Consider the following 19,663-nt stretch of genomic DNA (forward strand, 5'->3'; position numbering starts at 1 on the left):
GGGACTCCGGATTGACCAGGCGGGGGAGGACACAGCTTAGGAGCGGGGAGGGTGCACAAAGTACCCTTGGACACTGTGAAGGTACTCGTCATTGGCCCCGGAGGCCGCGAACACGCCATTGTCCGCTCCCTGCTCGCCGACCCCAACGTGTCCGAGGTCCACGCGGCACCTGGCAATGCCGGCATCAGCAAACTGGTTCCCACCTACGACATCAACGGAAACGATCCCGACGCCGTCGCCGGGCTGGCCGCACGGCTCGGTGTGGACCTCGTGGTGGTGGGCCCGGAAGCTCCGCTGGCCGCAGGCGTATCGGACGCCGTCCGCGAAGCCGGGATCCCCGTCTTCGGACCCAGCAAGGCAGCAGCCCAGCTGGAGGCCTCAAAGGCCTTCGCCAAGGAGGTCATGGCGGAAGCCGGCGTCCCCACGGCGATGGCCATGGTGGCCACCAACGCCGAGGAAGCAGCATCGGCACTGGACACCTTCGGCGCCCCCTACGTGGTGAAGGACGATGGACTCGCCGCGGGCAAGGGTGTTGTTGTCACCCGCAACCGCGATGAAGCTTTGGCGCATGCCCAGTCCTGCTTCGACGCCGGCGGCTCCGTGGTCATCGAGGAGTTCCTGGACGGCCCGGAGGTTTCCCTGTTTGTGCTCTGCGACGGGCAGAACACGGTGGCGCTCTCGCCCGCCCAGGACTTCAAGCGCATCTTCGACAATGACGAAGGGCCCAATACCGGCGGCATGGGTGCCTATACCCCGCTTGAGTGGGCCCCCGAGGGGCTGGTGCAGGAAGTCCTTGAACGCGTGGCCCAGCCCACCGTCAACGAGATGGCCCGCCGCGGCACCCCTTTCGTCGGCGTGCTGTTCGTCGGCCTGGCCCTCACGTCACGCGGCACCCGCGTGATCGAGTTCAACGTCCGCTTCGGCGACCCGGAAACCCAGGCCGTCCTCGCCCGGCTCAAGACCCCCCTCGGTGCGCTGCTGATGGCCGCCGCCAAGGGCGAACTGGACAAGGCTGAGGAGCTGCGGTGGTCCAAGGAGGCCGCCGTCGCCGTCGTTATTGCCTCCGAAAACTACCCGGACACGCCCCGCACCGGTGACCGGATCCGTGGCCTCAAGAAAGTGGAGGCGCTCGACGGCGTGCACGTTATCCACGCCGGAACCGCCCTGGACAAGGAAGGCAAGGTGGTGTCCGCCGGCGGCCGTGTCCTGGCGGTTGTCGCCCTGGGCAGTGACCTGGTGGAGGCGCGCGAGAAAGCGTACGACGGCGTGGAGCTGGTCCAGCTGGACGGGGCGCAGTTCCGCACCGACATCGCCCGCAAAGCCGCCCGTGGCGAGATCAAGGTTCCTTACGGCGCCACCGGTTCGATGCCCATCGTGAAAGCAAAGGCCTGACATGACTGAAAACCGAGAGAACCGCGGCTACGCCACCAAAACACTGGATCTTCCCGGCTGGACCCACGTCTACTCCGGCAAGGTACGCGACCTCTATGAGCCCGCCGACGAATCCATCCTGCAGCGCGTTGGGCAGGACTGCGTGCTCATGGTGGCCAGCGACCGCATCAGCGCCTTTGACCATGTGCTGTCCAGCGAAATCCCGGACAAGGGACGCATCCTCACGCAACTGAGCCTCTGGTGGTTCGACCAGTTGGGCGTGGAACACCATGTGCTCGGCTCCACGGTGGAGGACGGCGTCCCGGCCGAGGTTGAAGGCCGGGCCATGATCTGCAAGAAGCTGGACATGTTCCCGGTGGAATGCATCGCCCGCGGCTACCTCACGGGCTCCGGCCTGCAGGAGTACAAGGCCTCCGGAACCGTATGCAACATCCCGCTGCCGGAAGGGCTGGTGGACGGATCCCGGCTGGAGCACGCCATCTTCACGCCGTCGGCCAAAGCGCTGATCGGTGAGCACGATGAGAACATCACCTACGACGCCGTAGTGGCGCTGGTGGGCGACGACATCGCGGGCCGCCTCAGTGAGTTGACGCTGAAGATTTACACGACGGCGGAAAAGATCGCCCGGGAGCGCGGCATCATCCTGGCGGACACCAAGGTGGAGTTCGGCTACGACGCAGCCTCCGGGTCGATCACCCTGGGCGACGAGGTGCTGACCCCGGATTCCTCGCGTTTCTGGGACGCTGCCACCTACAAGCCGGGCCAGGCCCAGCCGTCCTACGACAAACAGTATGTGCGGGACTGGCTGACATCGGCGGAGTCCGGCTGGGACAAGGCCTCGGACACGCCGCCGCCGGCGCTCCCCGCTGAAGTAGTGGACCGGACCCGCAGCCGCTACGTCGAAGCATACGAGAAGATCACGGGGAAGGCGTTCTCCTAGAACAACCGGAAGCCAGGTAAGCCCGCACTGCGGGTTTACCTGGCTTGGTCAGCTGGCTTTCGCAGCCGCAGCGGCGGCGCGTTTCTGCGCCAGCTTAATCTCGAGGATCGCGTCCAGCGCCTGTTGAACCCGGTCCTGGGCGCCGGCAGTGGCGAAGGCCTTTTGGGCTTCCTCGAGATGCACCAGTGCTTCGTCCGTATCACCCGCGGCCTTGAGGGACTTGCCCAGGAGGAGGGAAACTTCACCCGCGGTGTGCTTGGCGAGCTCCGCGCGTTCGGCGTGGATTTCCCGCAGCTTTTCGACGGCGGCCACAATGTCCCCGGTCAGGTACAGCCAGCGGGCACGGATGAAGGCGACCTCCAGCTGATCGGACTTGTTCCCACCCACAATCGACAAGGCCAGTTCGGCACGTTCGATTGCCGACAGGGTCTCCGGCTCCACGATGCCCGAGGAAAGCCGGACGGCTGCGGAGGCCTTGTTGAACCGTGCCCACAGTTCGATGTCATTGGCGGGGGAGAGCAGGCGTGCTGCCCGCTCATGGTGTTTGACGCCTTCCGTGTAGTCATGCCGCATGAACGCAACGTTCCCCACAACCCAGGCCACCTCGCCGGCGAGCTGCGTCATGGAAAGCTCATCCACGTGGTCGATCATGGCCTGGCAATACTTCCAGGCCTCGTCGAGCCGCCCGCTTTCTGCAAGCGCCCCGATCAGCGCGTGATGGGCGTTGATGATCAGGGTGGATCCCTTGGGAAGCTGCCTGCAGAGGTCCACTGCCTGGATCCCCTGGTCCACGGCAAGGCTCAGCTGGCCTTGTCCCTGGTAGATACCCGCCAGCATCTGGTGTGCCCGTACGGCAAGGCCGGCGGATTCCCTGGCCATGGGGTGCTCCAGCAAGTGCTCCATGATCTTCTGGGCTTCGCGCCAGTTTCCCTGTTTGATGAGGCATTCGGCCTGCATATAGGTCATGTTCCACCAGGCGCTGGTGTTCCGCCCCTCGAGGGCAATCTTCGCGGCCGTGGCAGCGTGGCTTGCCGCCAGTGGATAATCACGAAGGTCCCACGCCTGGCGGGCATAGAGGCCTGCCAGCACGTACTCGGCGTCGCTCACGGAAATTGGCTGGCTCCAAGCCTCCAGCGCCTTGGGGGCCAGTTCCAATCTGCGTGCCAATTCTTCAATTACTTCGGCTGTCGGCTCCCGGCGGCCGGTTTCCAGCAGCGAAATGTAGCTGGGTGAATACAGGTCCTTGCCCAGTTCGGCCTGTGTCAGTCCACGCTCCAGGCGCTCCGCGCGGAGCTTTTCTCCGAACCCGTTGCCCACGCGTTTCCTCCTTCTGGACACTTGGGCTGCCGAATGCTTGACAGTCCCTGTGGAAAATATTTTACAATGTGTGTCAACAAGGACAGTGCTGGCTTTGTAACGAATCCGACTCGTATTGAGGAACTTATATGTTGAAGAAGATCGCAACCGCGGCCATCCTGGCTGGGGCCCTGGCTTTTTCTGCGGCGGCTCCGGCCGTCCTGGCTTCAGGTTCCGTCGCCGATAATTCGGGTGTGTCGGTAGCTGTTGGTAACTGGCCTGATCCCGCCTCAGCAAAGGTGAAGAAGGACAAGAAGACCGATACTACCTACACAACGTACGTGGGCAACTGGCCTGATCCCGCTTAAACAGCTTCCTCACACAGGAGGCGGGAGTGGCCCCGGAGCAACAGCTCCGGGGCCACTCGTTTTAACCCCGGTGTGCCGGGCCGTGACCACATCGAGACAAAAAAGAGGGCCTCCGCAAGGAGACCCTCTTTTCGTTATGGTCGGGATGACAGGATTTGAACCTGCGACCTCTTCGTCCCGAACGAAGCGCGCTACCAAGCTGCGCTACATCCCGATCCGCTGCAAAAGCAACTTTACAAGGATAGCCGATTCCGGGTCCCGATGCGAAATCCTGCCCGGTCCGGGGCGGGACGCGGGTCAGACCAGGGAGTCCTTCCACGCCCCATGCAGGTCGGCGAAGCGTCCGCCGCCGCCGATCAGTTCCTCCGGCGTGCCGTCCTCCACGATCCGCCCGTCGTGCACCACCAGGACACGGTCCGCCGTCTCCACCGTGGACAAGCGGTGGGCGATGATCAACGCCGTCCGGCGTCTGGCTTCCGTGCCGGCCAGCAGGCGGGCCAGTCCGGCCTGCACCAGGCGCTCGGACGGGATGTCCAGTGAGGAGGTTGCCTCGTCCAGGATCAGCACGGCCGGCTGCGCCAGGAACGCCCTGGCAAAGCTGATCAGCTGCCGCTGGCCGGAGGAGACCCTGCCGCCGCGCTTGTTGACGTCGGTGTCGTAGCCCTCGGGAAGTTCAAGGATGAATTCGTGGGCGCCAACTGCCTTGGCGGCCTCTTCGATTTCGGCGCGTGATGCCTCCGGCCGGCCCAGGGCGATGTTGTCCGCCACCGAGCCGCTGAACAGGAAGGCCTCCTGGGTGACCATGACGATGTTCCGGCGGAGGTCGGTGGTGGCCAGGTCGCGGAGGTCCACGCCGTCCAGGGTGAGCGTTCCCGAGGTGACGTCGTAGAACCGGGCGATGAGTTTGGCCAGGGTGGATTTTCCAGCGCCCGTTTGTCCCACCAGCGCCACTGTCTGTCCGGCCGGGATGTGCAGGTCCAGGCGCGGCACCACCAACGGACCGTCGCCATAGCGGAACTCGACGCCGTTGAAGTCGATGCGTCCCGTGGCGCTGGGCAGGGCCACCGGGTTCCTGGGTGGCCGGACCGTGGGAACCTCTTCGAGCAGTCCGGACACCTTCTCCAGTGCTGCCTGCGCGCTCTGGAATGAGTTGTAGAACATGGCCATCTGGTCCACCGGCTGGAAGAACCGCTTGGTGGACAGGATGAGGGCCAGGAGCACGCCCACTGCCAGGCCGCCGTCCAGCACCCGGAATCCGCCGAAGAGCAGGACCACGGCAACGCAGACGTTGCCAATCAGCACCAGTCCCGGTTGGAAGATGCCGTTGAGGTTGATGGAGCGGACTGTGACCAGGCGGTAGTCCTCGGCGAGTTTCCCGTAGCGCTCCGAGTTCTCCTTCTCCTTGCGGAAGGCCTTGACGGCGCGGATGCCGGTCATGGTCTCCACGAAATGCACGATCAGCCGGGCGGAGACCACGCGGGACTCCCTGAAGGCAATCTGCGAGTGCTTCTGGTACCAGCGAGAAAGGAAGAACATCGGCACGCCGGCGGCCAGCACCAGCAAACCGCTCCGCCAGTCCAGGGCAAAGATGGTGACGGCGGTGAAGGCCATGAAGAGCATTCCCGAAGCCAGTGAACTGACCCCCGAGTCGAGGAGTTCGCGCAGTGCTTCAAGGTCTGAGGTCTGCCGGGCGATGATCCTGCCGGAGGTGTATTTCTCGTGGAACTCCAGGCTGAGCCGCTGCGTGTGCCGGAAGACGCGCACCCTGAGGTCCAGCAGCATCGCCTGGCTGAGCCGCGCCGTGGAGGTGACGTACAGGGCGGTGAGTCCCGCCGTCGCAATGGCTGCCAGAAGGTAGGCGACGCCGGTGAACACCAAGGGGGCGTTGTTGCCGGCCTGGAGGGCGGGAAGGGCATGGTCGATCCCGAACGCGATCAGTGCCGGGCCGGCCACCCGCGCGGCCTGGGACAGGACCACCATGGCGATGGTCAGCCAGAACCGGGCCCGCACGGGACGGATCAGCGATCGCAGCAGGGCAAGTGAACGCCGTCGTACTGCCCGGCTGTCGCTCTTGCTGAGGTGGGCATTGTCTTCATTGGCGGTGCCGAACGTTGCAGTGCTCATCGGGACACTTCCTCAGCATTGTCTTCAAGTGCCGACAGTTCAGAGTCCAGGTCCCGCGGCTCCCGGTCCAGGCTGGCGATGACGTAGCGGTAGTGCTGGTTATGGGCCAGCAGTTCGGTGTGCGTTCCGACGGCGGCGATGCGGCCGTCCTCCAGCAGGGCCACCCGGTCCGCGAGGGCCACGGTGGACGGCCGGTGGGCCACGATCAGGGTGGTGGTGTCCTTCAGGACCTCGCGGAGGCGGGCCTCCACCAGCTCCTCGGTGTGGACGTCCAGGGCTGACAGCGGGTCGTCCAGGACCAGGATCCGCGGACGGGCGGCGATGGCACGTGCCAGGGCGATCCGTTGCCGCTGGCCGCCGGACAGGCTCAGGCCTTCCTCGCCGATCAACGTGTCCACACCCCCGGGCAGGGAATAGGCGAAGTGCGCCTGCGCCACATCGAGGGCCTCGTCCAGGACCTCCTCTGTGCGGGCCGGGGCGCCGAGCAGGACGTTGTCCCGCACGGAATTGGAAAAGAGCGTGGTGTCCTCGAAGGCCACCCCCACGATCCGGCGCAGCTCCTCCACGCCGAAGTCCCGGATGTCGACGCCGTCGATGGTGATGGCGCCGCCGGTGACGTCGTACAGGCGCGGCACCAGCTGGATCAGCGCACTCTTGCCGCTGCCGGTGATGCCCACCAGGGCCATGGTTTCGCCGGGCCGGATGTCCAGGTTGATGTCCTTGAGAATGGGCTTGTCCGGGGCGTCCTCGAAGGCGAAGGTTGCGTTGTTGAAGCGCAGTGCCCCGGCCAGCTCAGCCGGCCGGCGGGGCTGGGCGGGACTGGTGATGGTGTTTTGCGTGTCCATCACTTCGTAGTGGCGGTCGACGGCGGTCTTGGCGGTGAGTGCCATGGCCAGCAGCATGCCGGAGAATTCCACGGGGGAGGCGATGACTGCCGCGGTGGCGAAGAACGCCACCAGGGAGCCGATGCTCAACTGGCCGCTGGCGCACAGCATGACCCCGACCACCAGGCCGGCTCCCAGGGCGAGTTCAGGAAGCAGGGTGACCACCATGGTGAACGTTGCCTGGTGGCGTGCCTTCTCGATCTCTGTCTGGCGCAGGCCTTCTGCCTGCTCGTTGAAGTTTTCCAGGGCTTCCCGGCTGCGTCCGAAGGCCTTGAGCACGCGGATGCCGTGGACCGATTCCTCCACGGTGGTGGCAAGGTCGCCGGCCTGGTCCTGGCTTCGCCGCGCCACCTTGCTGAACCGGGTGCGGAACCGGAAGCTGTTGATGGTGATGGGAACGGCGGCGGCCAGGAAGATCAGGGCCAGCTGCCAGCTCATGGCGAACATGGCCACGACGCCGATGATCACCGTCAGGGTGGTGACCACCAGCATGATGGCGCCAAAAGCCATCCAGCGGCGCAGGAAGTTCAGGTCCGTCATGGCCCGGGACAGCAATTGGCCGGATCCCCACCGGTCGTGGAAGGAGACGGTCAGGTCCTGCAGATGGTTGTAGAGGGACACCCGCATGCGGGTCTCCACGGTGGTGGCGGGGTTGATGACGAACTGCCGGCGCAGCGCCACCAGTCCGGCTTCAGCGATGCCCAGGACCAGGATGACGGCAGCCGACACCCAGACCGCCTCCGGCGTGGCCCCTGGCTGCAGCGCGGTATTGACCAGGACCCGCAGCACCTGGGGGATGGTCAGCGCCACGACGCTGGCGAGCAGGGCGCACAGGAGTCCCAGCAGGAGCCTGGGGATGATGGGCCGGACGTGCGGATAAAGACGGCTGATGGATCGGAAAAATGGAGTCTGCTTGGCCATGCCCGCTTCTCAAGCTCTAAAACGAATGTAGTTTCCTCTAGCAACTACCCTATGCCATTGGCGTGAGGCGGTTCACAGGGATTTGCGGTGCTGGCCGGCTGCTTGCCCAGTTATTGCAGACCGTAATGCTTTCGGTTCAGTTGGGGGAGGTAAGGGTCAGCAGGACGGCCTCGGGTTTGCAGGCGATCCTTACCGGGGCGAAGCGTGAGGTGCCGATGCCGCCGGACACGTTGACCGGCGTCGTGCTTCCGTTGCTTGTCCAGTCGTTGAGGCCCTTCGCCCGCCAAGTGGGGAGGTCGCAGTTGGCCACGAGGGCGCCATACCCGGGGATGCACAGCTGGCCGCCGTGTGTGTGGCCGGCCAGCAGGAGGTCCGCGCCGTTTTCGGTGAAGTGGTCCAGGACCCGCTGGTACGGTGCATGGATGACCGCGATCCTGAGGTGGTCCTTGGCATCCTGGCTGACCGTTCCACGGGGCCAGCCGGCGTACCGTTCCCGGTTCAGGTGCGGGTCGTCGACGCCGGAGAAATCGAAGCGCATGCCGTTGAGGACCAATGACTGGTGGCGATTGGTCAGGTCCACCCAGCCGCTCATGCCGAAGCCGGACCGCAGGCGCGGCCAGTCGAGGGCAACCGGCTTGGGCTTCGCCTTGGACGGCCCCAGCAGGTAGGACGCAGGGTTCTTTGGGCTGGGCGCGAAGTAGTCGTTGGACCCGGGGACAAAGACGCCGGGGAACTGCAGCAGCGGTTTCAGGGCATCCAGCAGCGGGTCCACAGCCTTCACGTGGCTGAGGTTGTCGCCGGTGTTCACCACCAGGTCCGGCCTGAGGTCCGCCAGGGACCTTAGCCAATCAGCCTTCTTCCGCTGCCCCGGCACGAAGTGGATGTCGCTCAGGTGCAGGATGCGGAACGGACCGCGGCCGGGAGGGAGGATGGCCAGGGTTTCCTCCCGGAGGACGAACTGGTTCTTCTCCCACAGGCCGTAGCCGAAGGCTGCCATTCCGGCCGCGGCCCCGGCGCCTGCAGTGACGGCAAAGCCGCGCCCGATTGCGCGGGCGCGGCCTGCCAGGCTGTCGATGCTCATGCGTGCTTAGCCGTTGCCCTTTCCATTCCCGTTGCCATTGCTGGTGGGGGCGGGGGCCGGCGCCTGGGTGGCGGGCGCCTGCGTTGCCGGCGTGGACGGTACGGGAGCCTGGGTGGCCTGCGGGGTGGTCCTTCCAGGCGAAGTAGTGGTTGTTCCGTTGACCATGTTGCTCGGCGGTGCCGGGAACGGGTTGGTGCCGTATGCCGGGGCGATCTTCGCCATGTAGCTGGAGAACATGGGACCGGCGATCATGTAACCATCGATGCCTTTATAGAACTTGCCGTTGACCGTGATGTTCTGCCCTGCACGGTCCTGTGCTCCCAGCGGGTCGCCGAACCAGGCGGCCGTTGCCAGGCCGGTGGTGTGCCCAACAACCCAGGTGGAGCCGTTGTTGTTGGACGTACCGGTCTTGGCGCCAATGGGGAAGCTGGTCTTGGTGGAAATCCGGGGCTGGATCAGCGAACCGGAGCCCCTGTTCAGCACTTCCTGGAGCGCGTAGTTCACGCCGCGTGCAACCTCCGGTTTGATGGCGTCACGGCAGCTGCTGGACTGTGCCGGGAGCTGCTTGCCGGTGGCGTCCGTCACCGAGGTGATGGCGATGGGCTCGCAGTACTTGCCGTCGTTAGCGAAGGTGGCAAACGCGCTGGCCATGGTCAGCGGAGAGGTCTGCGTGGACCCCAGCAGGTTGCCCAGCGTCATCATGTTCACCTTGGGGTTCGGCTCGCTGCCGTCCGCTGAGGGCAAGCCGCTGTGCAGTCCCACCGCATCGGCGATCTTCTGGATGCCGCAGAAGTCCAGCTGTGCCGCGGACGCAAACGTCACCGTGTTGATCGAGTTGTAAAGGCCCTCCAGGACCGACAGCGGCTTGTACCACTGGGGCTCGGCGTTCTGGAGGTCGTCTGCCGCGTCCAGGCCCGCGTTCTTCTGCGCCGTGCTGTAGGCACCCTGGACCTTGCCGCAGGTGTTGCGCCACGGATAGCCGATCGGGTAGACGCGCTGGGCCGCGTTGACCATGGTGTTCATGGACTTGCCCTCGTTGAGCCACTCGGCAAAGGTGAACGGCTTCATGGTGGACCCGGGCTGGGCGCCGCCCATGCCGTTGAGGTCGTTGCCGTCCTTATCCAGCTTGTCCACGTTGAAGTTGAGCTGGGAATCGAAGCCCTGGCCGGGCAGGAATGTGGTGTTCTGGGCCATTGAGATGATCTTGCCCGTACCCGGCTGCACCGACACCATGGAGGCGCCCCACTTGTCGGGGTTGGCGCCGGCGGCGGCATTGGCCTGCTCCTGGGCCGTGGCCTGGGCCTTGGGGTCCAGTGTGGTGGTGATGGTCAGCCCGCCGCCGTAGATCAGCCGCTGGCGCTCCTTGACGTCCGCGCCGTAGGCAGGGTTGTTCTCCAGCAGGTGCAGGATGTAGTCGCAGAAGTACGGGGCCGAGGCCGCGTAGGCGCAGCCCTGCTTGGGCTGGGTCACCTTGGGCTCCACCGGAGTGGCGACGGCCGCGTCGTGTTCCGCCTGGGTGATCTTCTTCTGGTCAAGCATCAGTCCCAGCACCAGGTCCCTGCGCTGCTTTGACTTCTCGGGATTGATGATGGGGTCAAAGGCGGAGGGGCTGTTCACCAGGCCGGCCAGCAGCGCTGCCTGGGGGAGCGTCAGGTCCTTGGCGGTGGTGCTGAAGAAGTACCTGGAAGCGGCCTCGATGCCATATGCATCACGGTTGAAGAACACGATGTTCAGGTAGCCCTCAAGGATCTGGTCCTTGCTGAACTCCTTCTCCAGGGCGATGGCGAGCTTCATCTCGCGGAGCTTGTCACCAACACCCTTGTTGACGCCGTTCAGCTTGATCTGGTCCTCCTCGCCGGCGGCGGCGAGGTTGGCGTTGAGAACGTTGTTGACGTACTGCTGCGTGATGGTGGAGGCACCCTGCTTGTTGCCTCGGATGGTGCTGACCAGCGCGCGGAGGATACCGGTGGTGTCCACGCCGCCGTGGTCATAGAACCTGCTGTCCTCGACGGCGAGGATGGCGTTCTTCATGTTCGGTGAAATCTGGTCCAGCGGAACCTTGGTGCGGTTCTCGGTATAGACGCTGGCGATCTCGCTGCCGTCGGCAGCCAGGATCCGGGTGGTCTGGCTGGGGGGATCTACCTTCAGCTCCGCCGGAAGGGAATCGAAAAAGTCGATGGAACCGCTTGCCGCGCTGCCGGAGACGGCCGCGGCAGGCACCAGGAGGCCTGCCACGAGGACACCGCAAATTGCGCTCACACCAAGGAAAAGAAGGATCTTACCCAGTGTGGTGGCAGTGTCGAATAAGGGGTTCTTGCGAGTCGCCATGTTTTCCACTTTACCGGCAAGGGCTACGCTTTCTTTCATGACCAAATGGGAGTACGCGACGATTCCGCTCATTATCCACGCCACAAAGCAGATCCTGGACCAGTGGGGAGAGGACGGCTGGGAGCTCGTCCAGGTAGTCCCCGGACCTGACGGCAACGGCCTTGTCGCCTACCTCAAAAGGGAGAAGCAGTAGCATGAGCACCCCCGCAGAAGCCCAGTCCAGCGCCGCAGCGGCGCCCGTATCCGCCGTCGAGCAGCGCCTCGCGGAACTCGGCATCACCCTGCCCGAGGTCGCCGCCCCGGTGGCCTCCTACGTTCCCGCCGTCGTCTCCGGAAGCCATGTCTACACCTCGGGCCAGTTGCCGTTTATTAACGGCAAACTCGAAGCTACGGGCAAGGTGTCCGCGGGCACCGAAGGGTACGCCGACGAGCCCACCGTTTCCCCGGAGGACGCGCAGCGCTTCGCAGCGGTGTGCGCCGTCAACGCCCTGGCTGCCGTCAAGAGCGTCATCGGGGACCTGGACCGGATCACCCGGATCGTGAAGGTGGTGGGATTCGTCGCTTCGGATCCCTCGTTCACGGGCCAGCCCGCCGTCGTCAACGGTGCCTCGGAACTGCTGGGCCGCGTCCTCGGTGACGCCGGGCAGCACGCACGTTCCGCCGTCGGCGTTGCCGTTCTTCCGCTCGACTCTCCCGTAGAGGTCGAGCTCATTGCCGAATTCAGCTAAGACCGGACACTTCCCTTGCCGCACCTCGCACGACGCCTTTTTGCACTTCCCCAAGACCTTGAAGGGGCGGCGCAAAGCTGGCTCGAACACGGCGAGCGCACCCCCCGGGCCGCGCGCTACGCCTCATCCGTAGTCCTCCTGCGTGATTCACCCACCGGCCTGGAGACTTGGCTGGGTTACCGGCCCGGCTCCTCGCCGCTGGGCGTCCTGGCGTTCCCCGGCGGGTCCCTTGACCCGGCCGACGACGACGCCATGGGTTGGCTGGGACCCTCACCGCAGCATTGGGCCGAGCAGATGGGAACGGACGATGTCGGGCTGGCCCGCCGCCACGTGGTGGGCGCCATCCGGGAACTCTTCGAGGAGACCGGCGTGCTCCTGGCCGGTCCCGACATGTCCAGCACGGTGGAGGCCACGTCCACGTCCGAGTGGATGCGGGCACGCGTGGCGGTGGCCGACCAGGAGAAGACGCTTGCCCAGGTGCTGGGCAAGCGCGGGCTCTCCCTGCGCACCGACCTGCTCAAGTCCCTCGTCAACTGGCGCAGCCCCGACTTCGCGCACCGCCGCTTCGACACCCGCTACTTCGCCGCCACGGTGCCGCTGGGCCAGGAACCTTCGCTGCTGGACGGCAAGGGCGTGTGGGGCAGGTGGGTCAACGCCGCGCAGTTGATCCAGGAGCGGAACTCCACGGCGCTGGGCGACGAGGCAGGCCAGGAGAACACGGTGGGCCGCCCGCTGGGCGAACTGCTGGTCCCGGGTTCCGAAATCATGCTCGAGAAGATGGCCGCGGCCAACGGCTGCATTGCCTACCTGAGCTACAAGCGCAAGCCCCACGTTTACCAGCCAACCCTGGTTGAAGAGGACGGCAGGCTCATGCTCGAAGTCGAGGCTGCCAAGACCGTCGCGGGGGACCACCAGCGCGAACGCTGACGCTCCACGGAGCCGGGTAAAATCTTCACCAAAGCCACACCGGGAGCAAGGGGGCGCCTTTGCGCGCAACGGTCAAGGACGTAGCGCGCCTCGCAGGGGTTTCGCCAAAGACCGTCTCGAACGTCATGAACGGCATTGTTCCGGTCAGCGGCCCCACCAGGATCAAGGTGGAGCAGGCCATGGCGGAACTGGACTACGTTCCCAACCTCTCTGCCCGGGGACTGCGCAACGGAAGGTCGGGCGTCATCGCCCTGGCCCTGCCCGATCTGGCCACGCCGTACTCCGCCGAGATCGCACACAGCGTGGTGGAGGTGGCCCACGAGCAGGGGTGGAGCGTGCAGATCGAGGAGACGGGGTCCGATCCCACGCGCGAATACGAGCTGATGTCGCGGGCGCGGTCCAACCTCATCGACGGGCTCATCCTCAACCCCGTGGTTTTGGACGAGAGTGCCGTGAAGGTGGGGGTTGCCCTGCCTCCGGTGGTCCTGCTGGGTGAGGTGACGCAGAAACTGGCTGACCGTGTATGGGTGGACAGTGTTGCCGCCGCACGGGACATGACGCTGGCGCTGGGCAGCACCGGCAGGCGCCGTATTGCCGTGCTGGGGGCCGCGGAAGGCAGGGGCTCGGCGGCGGCCGTCCTCCGCACCCGTGGGTACCAGGCTGCACTCGAAGAACTTGGCATTGGCTGGGATGACTCACTGATCATCCCCTGCGAAAAGTGGAGCCCGGATACGGCGGCGAAAGCGCTGTCCACCTACCTTGACTCGCATCCCCTGCCCGAGGCCTTGTTCTGCTTCACCGACTCCATGGCCATCGGGGCCCTCAGTGTGCTGTGGAAGCGGGGCATCAGGGTGCCCGACGACGTGGCCGTTGCCGGCTTCGACGACATCGCCGACGCCAGGTATGCAGTGCCGTCACTGACCACCGTTTCCTTTGACAAGCGCCAGGTGGCCAGGGAGGCCTTGCGCCTCCTGACCGAGCGCATGGCCGACCGTGAGGGCCCGCAGAAGGTAGTGGCCATCGATTACCGGATCGTGGAACGGCAGAGTACCTCCTAGGCTCCTGCCCTCCGACCGGGATCCTGGCGCGGGAGCCCTAATCGAGAGTGGCGGGTCACTTTGCGAACGCTAACAATTATCCATTGCGGTGGCCATTACATCGATGTAATGTGAGGCGTGCGTCACACCGGGGCCCCGCGGGGCATGGCTGCCCAGCATGCGGCAGCAACGGTTTGTGGCGCGGGAATGACTTTCAGCGGACCCATCCAAAGGAGTGACGGGTGAAGCAGTTTGATTTTTTCGCAGGCAGGCAGCTGTCGAGACGGCAGCTGTTGTCGGGAACCGCAGCAATGGGCAGCGTCATTGCTGCGGCGGGCCTGGCAGGGTGCGGTGGGAATGCCTCCGCAGCGGCCGCCAGGGACATCCAGTTCTGGCATCTGTTGTCCGGCGGCGACGGCATCAAGATGCAGGCCATGATCAACAAGGCGAACGAAGCCAACCCCGGGTTCAAGGTGCACCCGACCGTCCTTGCGTGGGGCCCGCCCTACTACACCAAGCTCGCCATGGCCTCGGCCGGCGGCCGGCCGCCGGAGTTGGCCATCATGCACGCCAGCCGTGTCCCGGGCTACGCCCCGGGCGGCCTGATTGAGCCCTGGGACCTCTCGCTGCTGGCAGAGCACGGCGTCACCGGCGCCGACTTTGCCCCGCGGATCTGGCAGAAGAGCCAGCAGGACGGCAAGGTGTTTTCCATCGCCCTGGATTCGCACCCGTTCATCATGTTCTACAACACGGACGTTGCCCGCAAGGCCGGCGTCCTGGGTGGTAACGGGCAGCTGCAGGAGGTCACGTCCCCGCAGGGGTTCATGGCCATGGCCAAGGAAATGCAGAAGGTCACGCAGGCCCACGGGTTGTCCTTTGGCTACCTCGGCAGCGGATCCCAGATGTGGCGGCTGTTCTACACGCTCTACAAGCAGCACGGCGCCGACATGACGCTGACGCCGGGCCAGCCGATGAAGGTTGACCGGGACGCCGCCATTGAGTCGCTGGAATTCATGGCATCGCTTTTCGACGACACCATTGCGGCAAAGAGCGGCGACATCAGCACCGGCATCGCGGAATTCGCCCGCGGCGGCTCGGGCATGCTGTTCAGCGGCGTCTGGGAACTGCCGACCATGAAGAAGGCAGGCCTCCCGGTGGACGCTGCAACGATCCCCACGCTCTTTGGCACCCCGGCCGCGTACGCGGACTCGCATTCCTTCGTCCTGCCACGGCAATTGAACGTGGACGATACGAAGCGGCGCGATGTCTACAAGTTCGTCAGCGACATCCTCAAAGGATCGCTGTCCTGGGCGGAGGCAGGACACATCCCCGCCTACCAGCCCGTGGTCCAGTCCCAGGCGTATAAGGCCCTCACACCGCAGGTGCATTACGCCAACGCCGCGGACGTCATTGCCTACGATCCCGAAGCCTGGTTCAGCGGCTCCGGTTCCGACTGGCAGACCTACTTTGCCGAAAACGTCCAAAACGTCCTCCTAGGCCGCGACAAGGCAGCGGCCGGATGGGACGCCTTCGAAAAGCGCACCAACACCCTTCTTTCCCGGCCAAATCCGGTCTAACCGCCCGAGCGACAAAGGAGTCCTTCATGAGTTCTTCACCAGCAGCCCGGCGCAGGACCGGGAGCCTCGCCAGGAGCAACCTCAGCGGTTGGGGGTTTGCGGCGCCCTTCCTGGCTTTCTTCGTCGTCTTCCTGGTGTGGCCGGTTCTTTACGGCATCTATATGAGCCTCACCGGCAAGTCCCTTACCGGAGCCAACGACAGCGTGATCGGTTTCGCGAACTACGCCGAAGCCTTCGCCGATGCCGACATGTGGCGTTCGCTCGGCAACACCCTCTACTTCACCGTCATCAGCACGGTCCCGCTGGTGCTGGTCGCTTTGGTGATGGCGGCACTGCTCAACGCCGGCCTGCCGGCGCAGTGGCTGTGGCGCCTGTCCTACTTTGCCCCGTACCTGCTCGCGTCCACCGTCGTTTCGCTGTTCTTCAGCTGGATGTACAACCCGCAGCTGGGCCTCATCAACGATTCCCTGTCCAGGATCGGCATCCCCAAAGTCGCCTGGCTCAACGACCCCAACGTGGCCATGTGGGCCATCGTCATTGCCACGCTGTGGTGGACGGTGGGGTTCAACTTCCTGCTGTACCTGGCGGCCATGCAGAACATCCCGCAGCAGCACTATGAGGCGGCATCCCTCGACGGCGCCGGAGCCTGGCGCCAGCTCTTCTCGATCACCTTGCCGCAACTGGGCCCCACCACCGTGATGATCGTGCTCCTCCAGGTCCTTGCCTCGCTCAAGATCTTCGACCAGGTGTACCAGATGACCGCCGGCGGGCCCGGAGGGTCCACCAGGCCGGTGGTGCAGTACATCTTCGAAACCGGGTTCACCGGCTACCGGCTGGGCTATTCCGCAGCCATCTCCTACATCTTCTTCGGACTGATCGTGGTCGTCTCGGTCATGCAGTTCGTCATCACCCGCCGCAGGAGTGCATAACCATGGCAACCCAGACCATCAGCCGGCCCCGGCCGGGCACCAACACCAGCCAGGAATCCCGCCAGCCCCGCAAGACGATGACCCCGGGCAAGATCGCCACCCTGGTGGTGGCCGCGGCCATCGCGGTCCTGTGGCTGGTCCCGTTCGCCTGGGCCACCGCCACCGCCTTCAAGAGCGAGACGGATGCCGCAGCTCCGAAGGTCAGCTGGCTGCCGCCGTCGGGCTTTACTGCCGACGCATTCGTCAAGGTCTTCCAGGACGGAAACATCCCGCTTTGGACGTGGAATTCCCTCTATACCTCGGCCGCTATCACGGCCATCACCCTGGTGATCTCGGCGCTCGTGGCCTACGCCTTGTCCCGGATCGACTTCAAGGGCAAGAAGGTGCTGATGACGGTGATCATCGCCTCCATCATCGTCCCGCCGCCGGTCCTGATCATTCCGCTCTTCTACCAGATGCTCGCCCTGCACATGGTGGACACGTCATGGGCCATCATCCTGCCCCAGGTCATCCACCCGGCCATGGTGTTCGTACTCAAGAAGTTCTTCGACCAGATTCCCCGCGAACTTGAGGAGGCCGCGGTGATGGACGGTGCCAGCCGCATGAGGATCTTCACCCAGATCATCCTGCCGTTGTCCCGGCCCATCCTGGCCGCCGTCGCCATCTTTGTGTTCATCGGCGCATGGAACAACTTCCTGTGGCCGTTCATCGCCACCAACGACGCCTCGCTGCTCACCCTCCCGGTGGGCCTGCAAACCATCAAGAGCGCCTACGGCATCCAGTACGCGCAGAACATGGCGTCCGCCCTGCTCGCGGCGCTGCCGCTCATCCTCGTGTTCCTTTTCTTCCAGCGCCAGATCATCAAGGGCGTCGCGACGACGGGCCTCGCCGGAACCTGAGCCGGCACCTTCCGCCCATCCAGACCCACACCTGCGAACCAACCACAACCAAGGAGATGTCCCACATGTCCCGCGCACGGATCACCCTCGACCGCGACTTCACCATCGGCGAAGTCCCCCGACGCCTCTTTGGCTCCTTCGTGGAGCACATGGGCCGCTGCGTCTACACCGGCGTCTACGAACCGGGCCACCCTGAAGCAGATGAGCACGGCTTCCGGCAGGACGTCCTCAAACTCGTCAAGGAACTCGGCGCCACCGTCATCCGCTACCCGGGCGGCAACTTCGTCTCCGGCTACAACTGGGAAGACGGCATCGGCCCCCGCGAAAACCGGCCCCGCCGGCTGGACGGCGCCTGGCACACCGTGGAGACCAATGCGTTCGGCCTCCACGAATTCGTGGACTGGTCCCGCCAGGCCGGCACGGAAATCATGGAAGCCATCAACCTGGGCACCGGGGGAGTGGACGCGGCCCGCGAGATCGTCGAGTACGCCAACCACCCCGGCGGCAGCTACTGGTCCGACCTCCGCGCGAAGAACGGCCACAAGGATCCGTTCAACATCAAGCTCTGGTGCCTGGGCAACGAGATGGACGGGCCGTGGCAGATCGGCCACAAGACCGCAGAGGAATACGGCCGTCTGGCCCAGGAAGCCGCCAAGGCCATGCGTTTCGTGGACCCGGACATTGAACTGGTGGCCTGCGGAAGTTCCAACTCCGGCATGCCCACCTTCGGCGCCTGGGAGCAGACTGTCCTGACCCATGCCTACGACGAGGTGGACTACGTCTCCCTCCACGCCTACTACCAGGAGCACGACGGCGACGTGGGCAGCTTCCTCGCCAGCGCAGTCGACACCGACTATTTCATCGAGTCAGTCATCGCAACCGCCGACGCCGTCCGGGCGAAGGGAAAGCACAAGAAACACATCAACCTTTCCTTCGACGAATGGAATGTCTGGTACCAGCGCGGCCGGGACACCGAGGACCAGCTGCGCAACGTCGCCAAGGCCGGCTGGCGCGAGCACCCCCGGCTCATCGAGGACAAGTACAACGTGACGGATGCCGTGGTGGTGGGAACCCTGCTGAACTCGCTGCTCCGCCACGGCGACCGCGTCAAAATCGCCAACCAGGCGCAGCTGGTCAACGTCATCGCCCCGATCTTCAGCGAGGAGAACGGCCCGGCCTGGCGCCAGACCATCTTCCACCCGTTCGCCCGGATGGCAGAGCTGGCCAAGGGCCAGATCCTGCGGTTGTCCGTGGACTCGGACCAGTACGCCAACAGCCGGTTTGGTGACACGGACCTGGTGGATGTCAGCGCCACCTGGAACGAGGAAACCGGCCGCGTGGCCCTGTTCCTGGCCAACCGCGGCCTGGAAGAGGCCGCGGACGTGGAGGTCAGCCTGCGGGGCTTCGACGCACGGCGGGTGGTCAGGGCCGAGGTGCTCGAGATCCCGGAAGGCGGCGACCGCTTCACCATCAACAACCAGGAAAAACCCGACCGGGTGGGCCTGAAGCCGCTTGAGGGAGCCAAGGCAACCGGATCTGAGCTCCGGCTGGGACTTCCCGCCCTGTCGTGGGCTGTGGTGGAACTGGACGTGGCGAAGAACTGACCCACGTTCCAGGCACAAAAGGTCAGGCACAAAAGGTCAGGCACAGGAAAGGCCGCCCCGAGTGAACTGCTCCCCGAAAGTTGGACTGAGAAATCAGTTCTGACTTTCGGGGAGCAGTTTTATGCATGGAAGAAGTTCGTTGTCCGAGGAACAGCGCGAGGCCGCGGTGGCGCTGTTTGAGATCGGGTGGGGCTCCAGAGCTGTAGCAACCAGGCTCGGGGTGGGTCGGAAGCCGATCCTCCGGTTGCACGACAGATGGCGCGTTCGTGGAGATACTGCTCTTGTGACCAAACCAGGCAACCGCGTGTATTCATTCGAGCTCAAGCTCAACGCCGTGCAGCGATATATCTCCGGCGAGACCAGGGTCGCACTGGCCAAAGAGCTCGAACTATCCTCGCCACACCTGATAGCCGTGTGGGCGATGCGGTACCGGGCTCAGGGCGAGGAAGGCCTCCGTCCGAAACCTAAAGGCCGCCCAAGGAAGAACCCAGATACCCCGCCGCAGCAGGAACCGGAGCTGCAGCGGCTGCGACGTGAGAACGAACGCCTTCGTGCAGAGGTTGCTTTCCTGGGAAAAGTAAACGCCTTGAGGGACAGGGAACAGCGCTAAAGGTTCGCGCTGTCATCG

General features: G+C 64.8%; 17 protein-coding genes and 1 tRNA gene. 12 read left to right on the forward strand and 6 right to left on the reverse strand.

Features of this window, described 5'->3' with window-relative positions; translation table 11 throughout:
- Positions 1–75: 75 nt before the first annotated feature.
- Both purD and ACV095_RS03320 read left to right on the forward strand, forming a co-directional pair.
- Positions 76–1,392, forward strand: a complete 1,317-nt coding sequence (purD, locus tag ACV095_RS03315; protein ID WP_018768990.1) for a phosphoribosylamine--glycine ligase — start codon at positions 76–78, stop codon at positions 1,390–1,392.
- 1 nt (position 1,393) lies between these two features.
- Positions 1,394–2,332 (forward strand): phosphoribosylaminoimidazolesuccinocarboxamide synthase, encoded by a 939-nt coding sequence (locus ACV095_RS03320; protein WP_478222901.1) that lies wholly within the window; start codon positions 1,394–1,396, stop codon positions 2,330–2,332.
- 48 nt (positions 2,333–2,380) lie between these two features.
- Here the strand turns inward: ACV095_RS03320 and ACV095_RS03325 are convergent, their stop codons facing one another.
- Entirely contained in the window at positions 2,381–3,649 is a 1,269-nt protein-coding gene (locus ACV095_RS03325; protein ID WP_018768988.1) for a helix-turn-helix domain-containing protein, read from the reverse strand.
- Positions 3,650–3,777: 128 nt separating this feature from the next.
- Between ACV095_RS03325 and ACV095_RS03330 the strand changes: the two genes are divergently transcribed.
- Positions 3,778–3,996, forward strand: coding sequence for a hypothetical protein (locus ACV095_RS03330; RefSeq protein ID WP_478222902.1), 219 nt, complete (start codon positions 3,778–3,780; stop codon positions 3,994–3,996).
- Between the two features lie 137 nt (positions 3,997–4,133).
- On the opposite strand, the gene ACV095_RS03335 is transcribed toward ACV095_RS03330, so the two are convergent.
- From ACV095_RS03335 to ACV095_RS03355, 5 genes are all read right to left on the reverse strand, one after another.
- Positions 4,134–4,210, reverse strand: a tRNA-Pro gene (locus tag ACV095_RS03335).
- 83 nt (positions 4,211–4,293) lie between these two features.
- Positions 4,294–6,120 carry an ABC transporter ATP-binding protein gene (locus ACV095_RS03340; RefSeq protein WP_478222903.1) on the reverse strand — a complete coding sequence of 609 codons (1,827 nt, stop codon included), beginning with the start codon at positions 6,118–6,120 and terminating at the stop codon, positions 4,294–4,296.
- The gene (locus ACV095_RS03345) at positions 6,117–7,925 is read right to left on the reverse strand and encodes an ABC transporter ATP-binding protein (RefSeq protein WP_056392563.1); all 1,809 of its coding nucleotides are present in this window, start codon (positions 7,923–7,925) and stop codon (positions 6,117–6,119) included. The genes ACV095_RS03340 and ACV095_RS03345 overlap by 4 nt, the downstream gene beginning before the upstream one ends.
- A gap of 136 nt (positions 7,926–8,061) precedes the next feature.
- Complete coding sequence (locus ACV095_RS03350; protein ID WP_056392564.1) at positions 8,062–9,006, reverse strand: metallophosphoesterase; 945 nt, start codon at positions 9,004–9,006, stop codon at positions 8,062–8,064.
- Between the two features lie 6 nt (positions 9,007–9,012).
- Complete coding sequence (locus ACV095_RS03355; RefSeq protein WP_043424879.1) at positions 9,013–11,334, reverse strand: transglycosylase domain-containing protein; 2,322 nt, start codon at positions 11,332–11,334, stop codon at positions 9,013–9,015.
- A gap of 37 nt (positions 11,335–11,371) precedes the next feature.
- Here ACV095_RS03355 and ACV095_RS03360 point away from each other — a divergent pair, with 37 nt between their 5' ends.
- The 9 genes from ACV095_RS03360 (at position 11,372) to ACV095_RS03400 (ending at position 19,645) form a co-directional block, all read left to right on the forward strand.
- Positions 11,372–11,527 (forward strand): Sp36 family protein, encoded by a 156-nt coding sequence (locus ACV095_RS03360; protein WP_009359196.1) that lies wholly within the window; start codon positions 11,372–11,374, stop codon positions 11,525–11,527.
- A gap of 1 nt (position 11,528) precedes the next feature.
- The gene (locus ACV095_RS03365) at positions 11,529–12,062 is read left to right on the forward strand and encodes a RidA family protein (protein ID WP_018768982.1); all 534 of its coding nucleotides are present in this window, start codon (positions 11,529–11,531) and stop codon (positions 12,060–12,062) included.
- Positions 12,063–12,077: 15 nt separating this feature from the next.
- Positions 12,078–12,989 carry an NUDIX hydrolase gene (locus ACV095_RS03370; protein WP_478222904.1) on the forward strand — a complete coding sequence of 304 codons (912 nt, stop codon included), beginning with the start codon at positions 12,078–12,080 and terminating at the stop codon, positions 12,987–12,989.
- 59 nt (positions 12,990–13,048) lie between these two features.
- Positions 13,049–14,047, forward strand: a complete 999-nt coding sequence (locus ACV095_RS03375; RefSeq protein ID WP_026265720.1) for a LacI family DNA-binding transcriptional regulator — start codon at positions 13,049–13,051, stop codon at positions 14,045–14,047.
- Between the two features lie 290 nt (positions 14,048–14,337).
- On the forward strand, positions 14,338–15,603 hold the full coding sequence (locus tag ACV095_RS03380; protein ID WP_478223412.1) for an extracellular solute-binding protein: 1,266 nt from the start codon (positions 14,338–14,340) through the stop codon (positions 15,601–15,603).
- 26 nt (positions 15,604–15,629) lie between these two features.
- The gene (locus ACV095_RS03385) at positions 15,630–16,532 is read left to right on the forward strand and encodes a carbohydrate ABC transporter permease (protein WP_018768978.1); all 903 of its coding nucleotides are present in this window, start codon (positions 15,630–15,632) and stop codon (positions 16,530–16,532) included.
- Between the two features lie 2 nt (positions 16,533–16,534).
- On the forward strand, positions 16,535–17,431 hold the full coding sequence (locus ACV095_RS03390) for a carbohydrate ABC transporter permease (protein WP_478222905.1): 897 nt from the start codon (positions 16,535–16,537) through the stop codon (positions 17,429–17,431).
- Between the two features lie 65 nt (positions 17,432–17,496).
- Complete coding sequence (arfA, locus tag ACV095_RS03395; RefSeq protein WP_478222906.1) at positions 17,497–19,035, forward strand: arabinosylfuranosidase ArfA; 1,539 nt, start codon at positions 17,497–17,499, stop codon at positions 19,033–19,035.
- 139 nt (positions 19,036–19,174) lie between these two features.
- Positions 19,175–19,645, forward strand: a complete 471-nt coding sequence (locus ACV095_RS03400) for a helix-turn-helix domain-containing protein (protein WP_478222907.1) — start codon at positions 19,175–19,177, stop codon at positions 19,643–19,645.
- Positions 19,646–19,663: the final 18 nt, after the last annotated feature.

The sequence above is a fragment of the Arthrobacter sp. JDC6 genome, assembly GCF_056484025.1.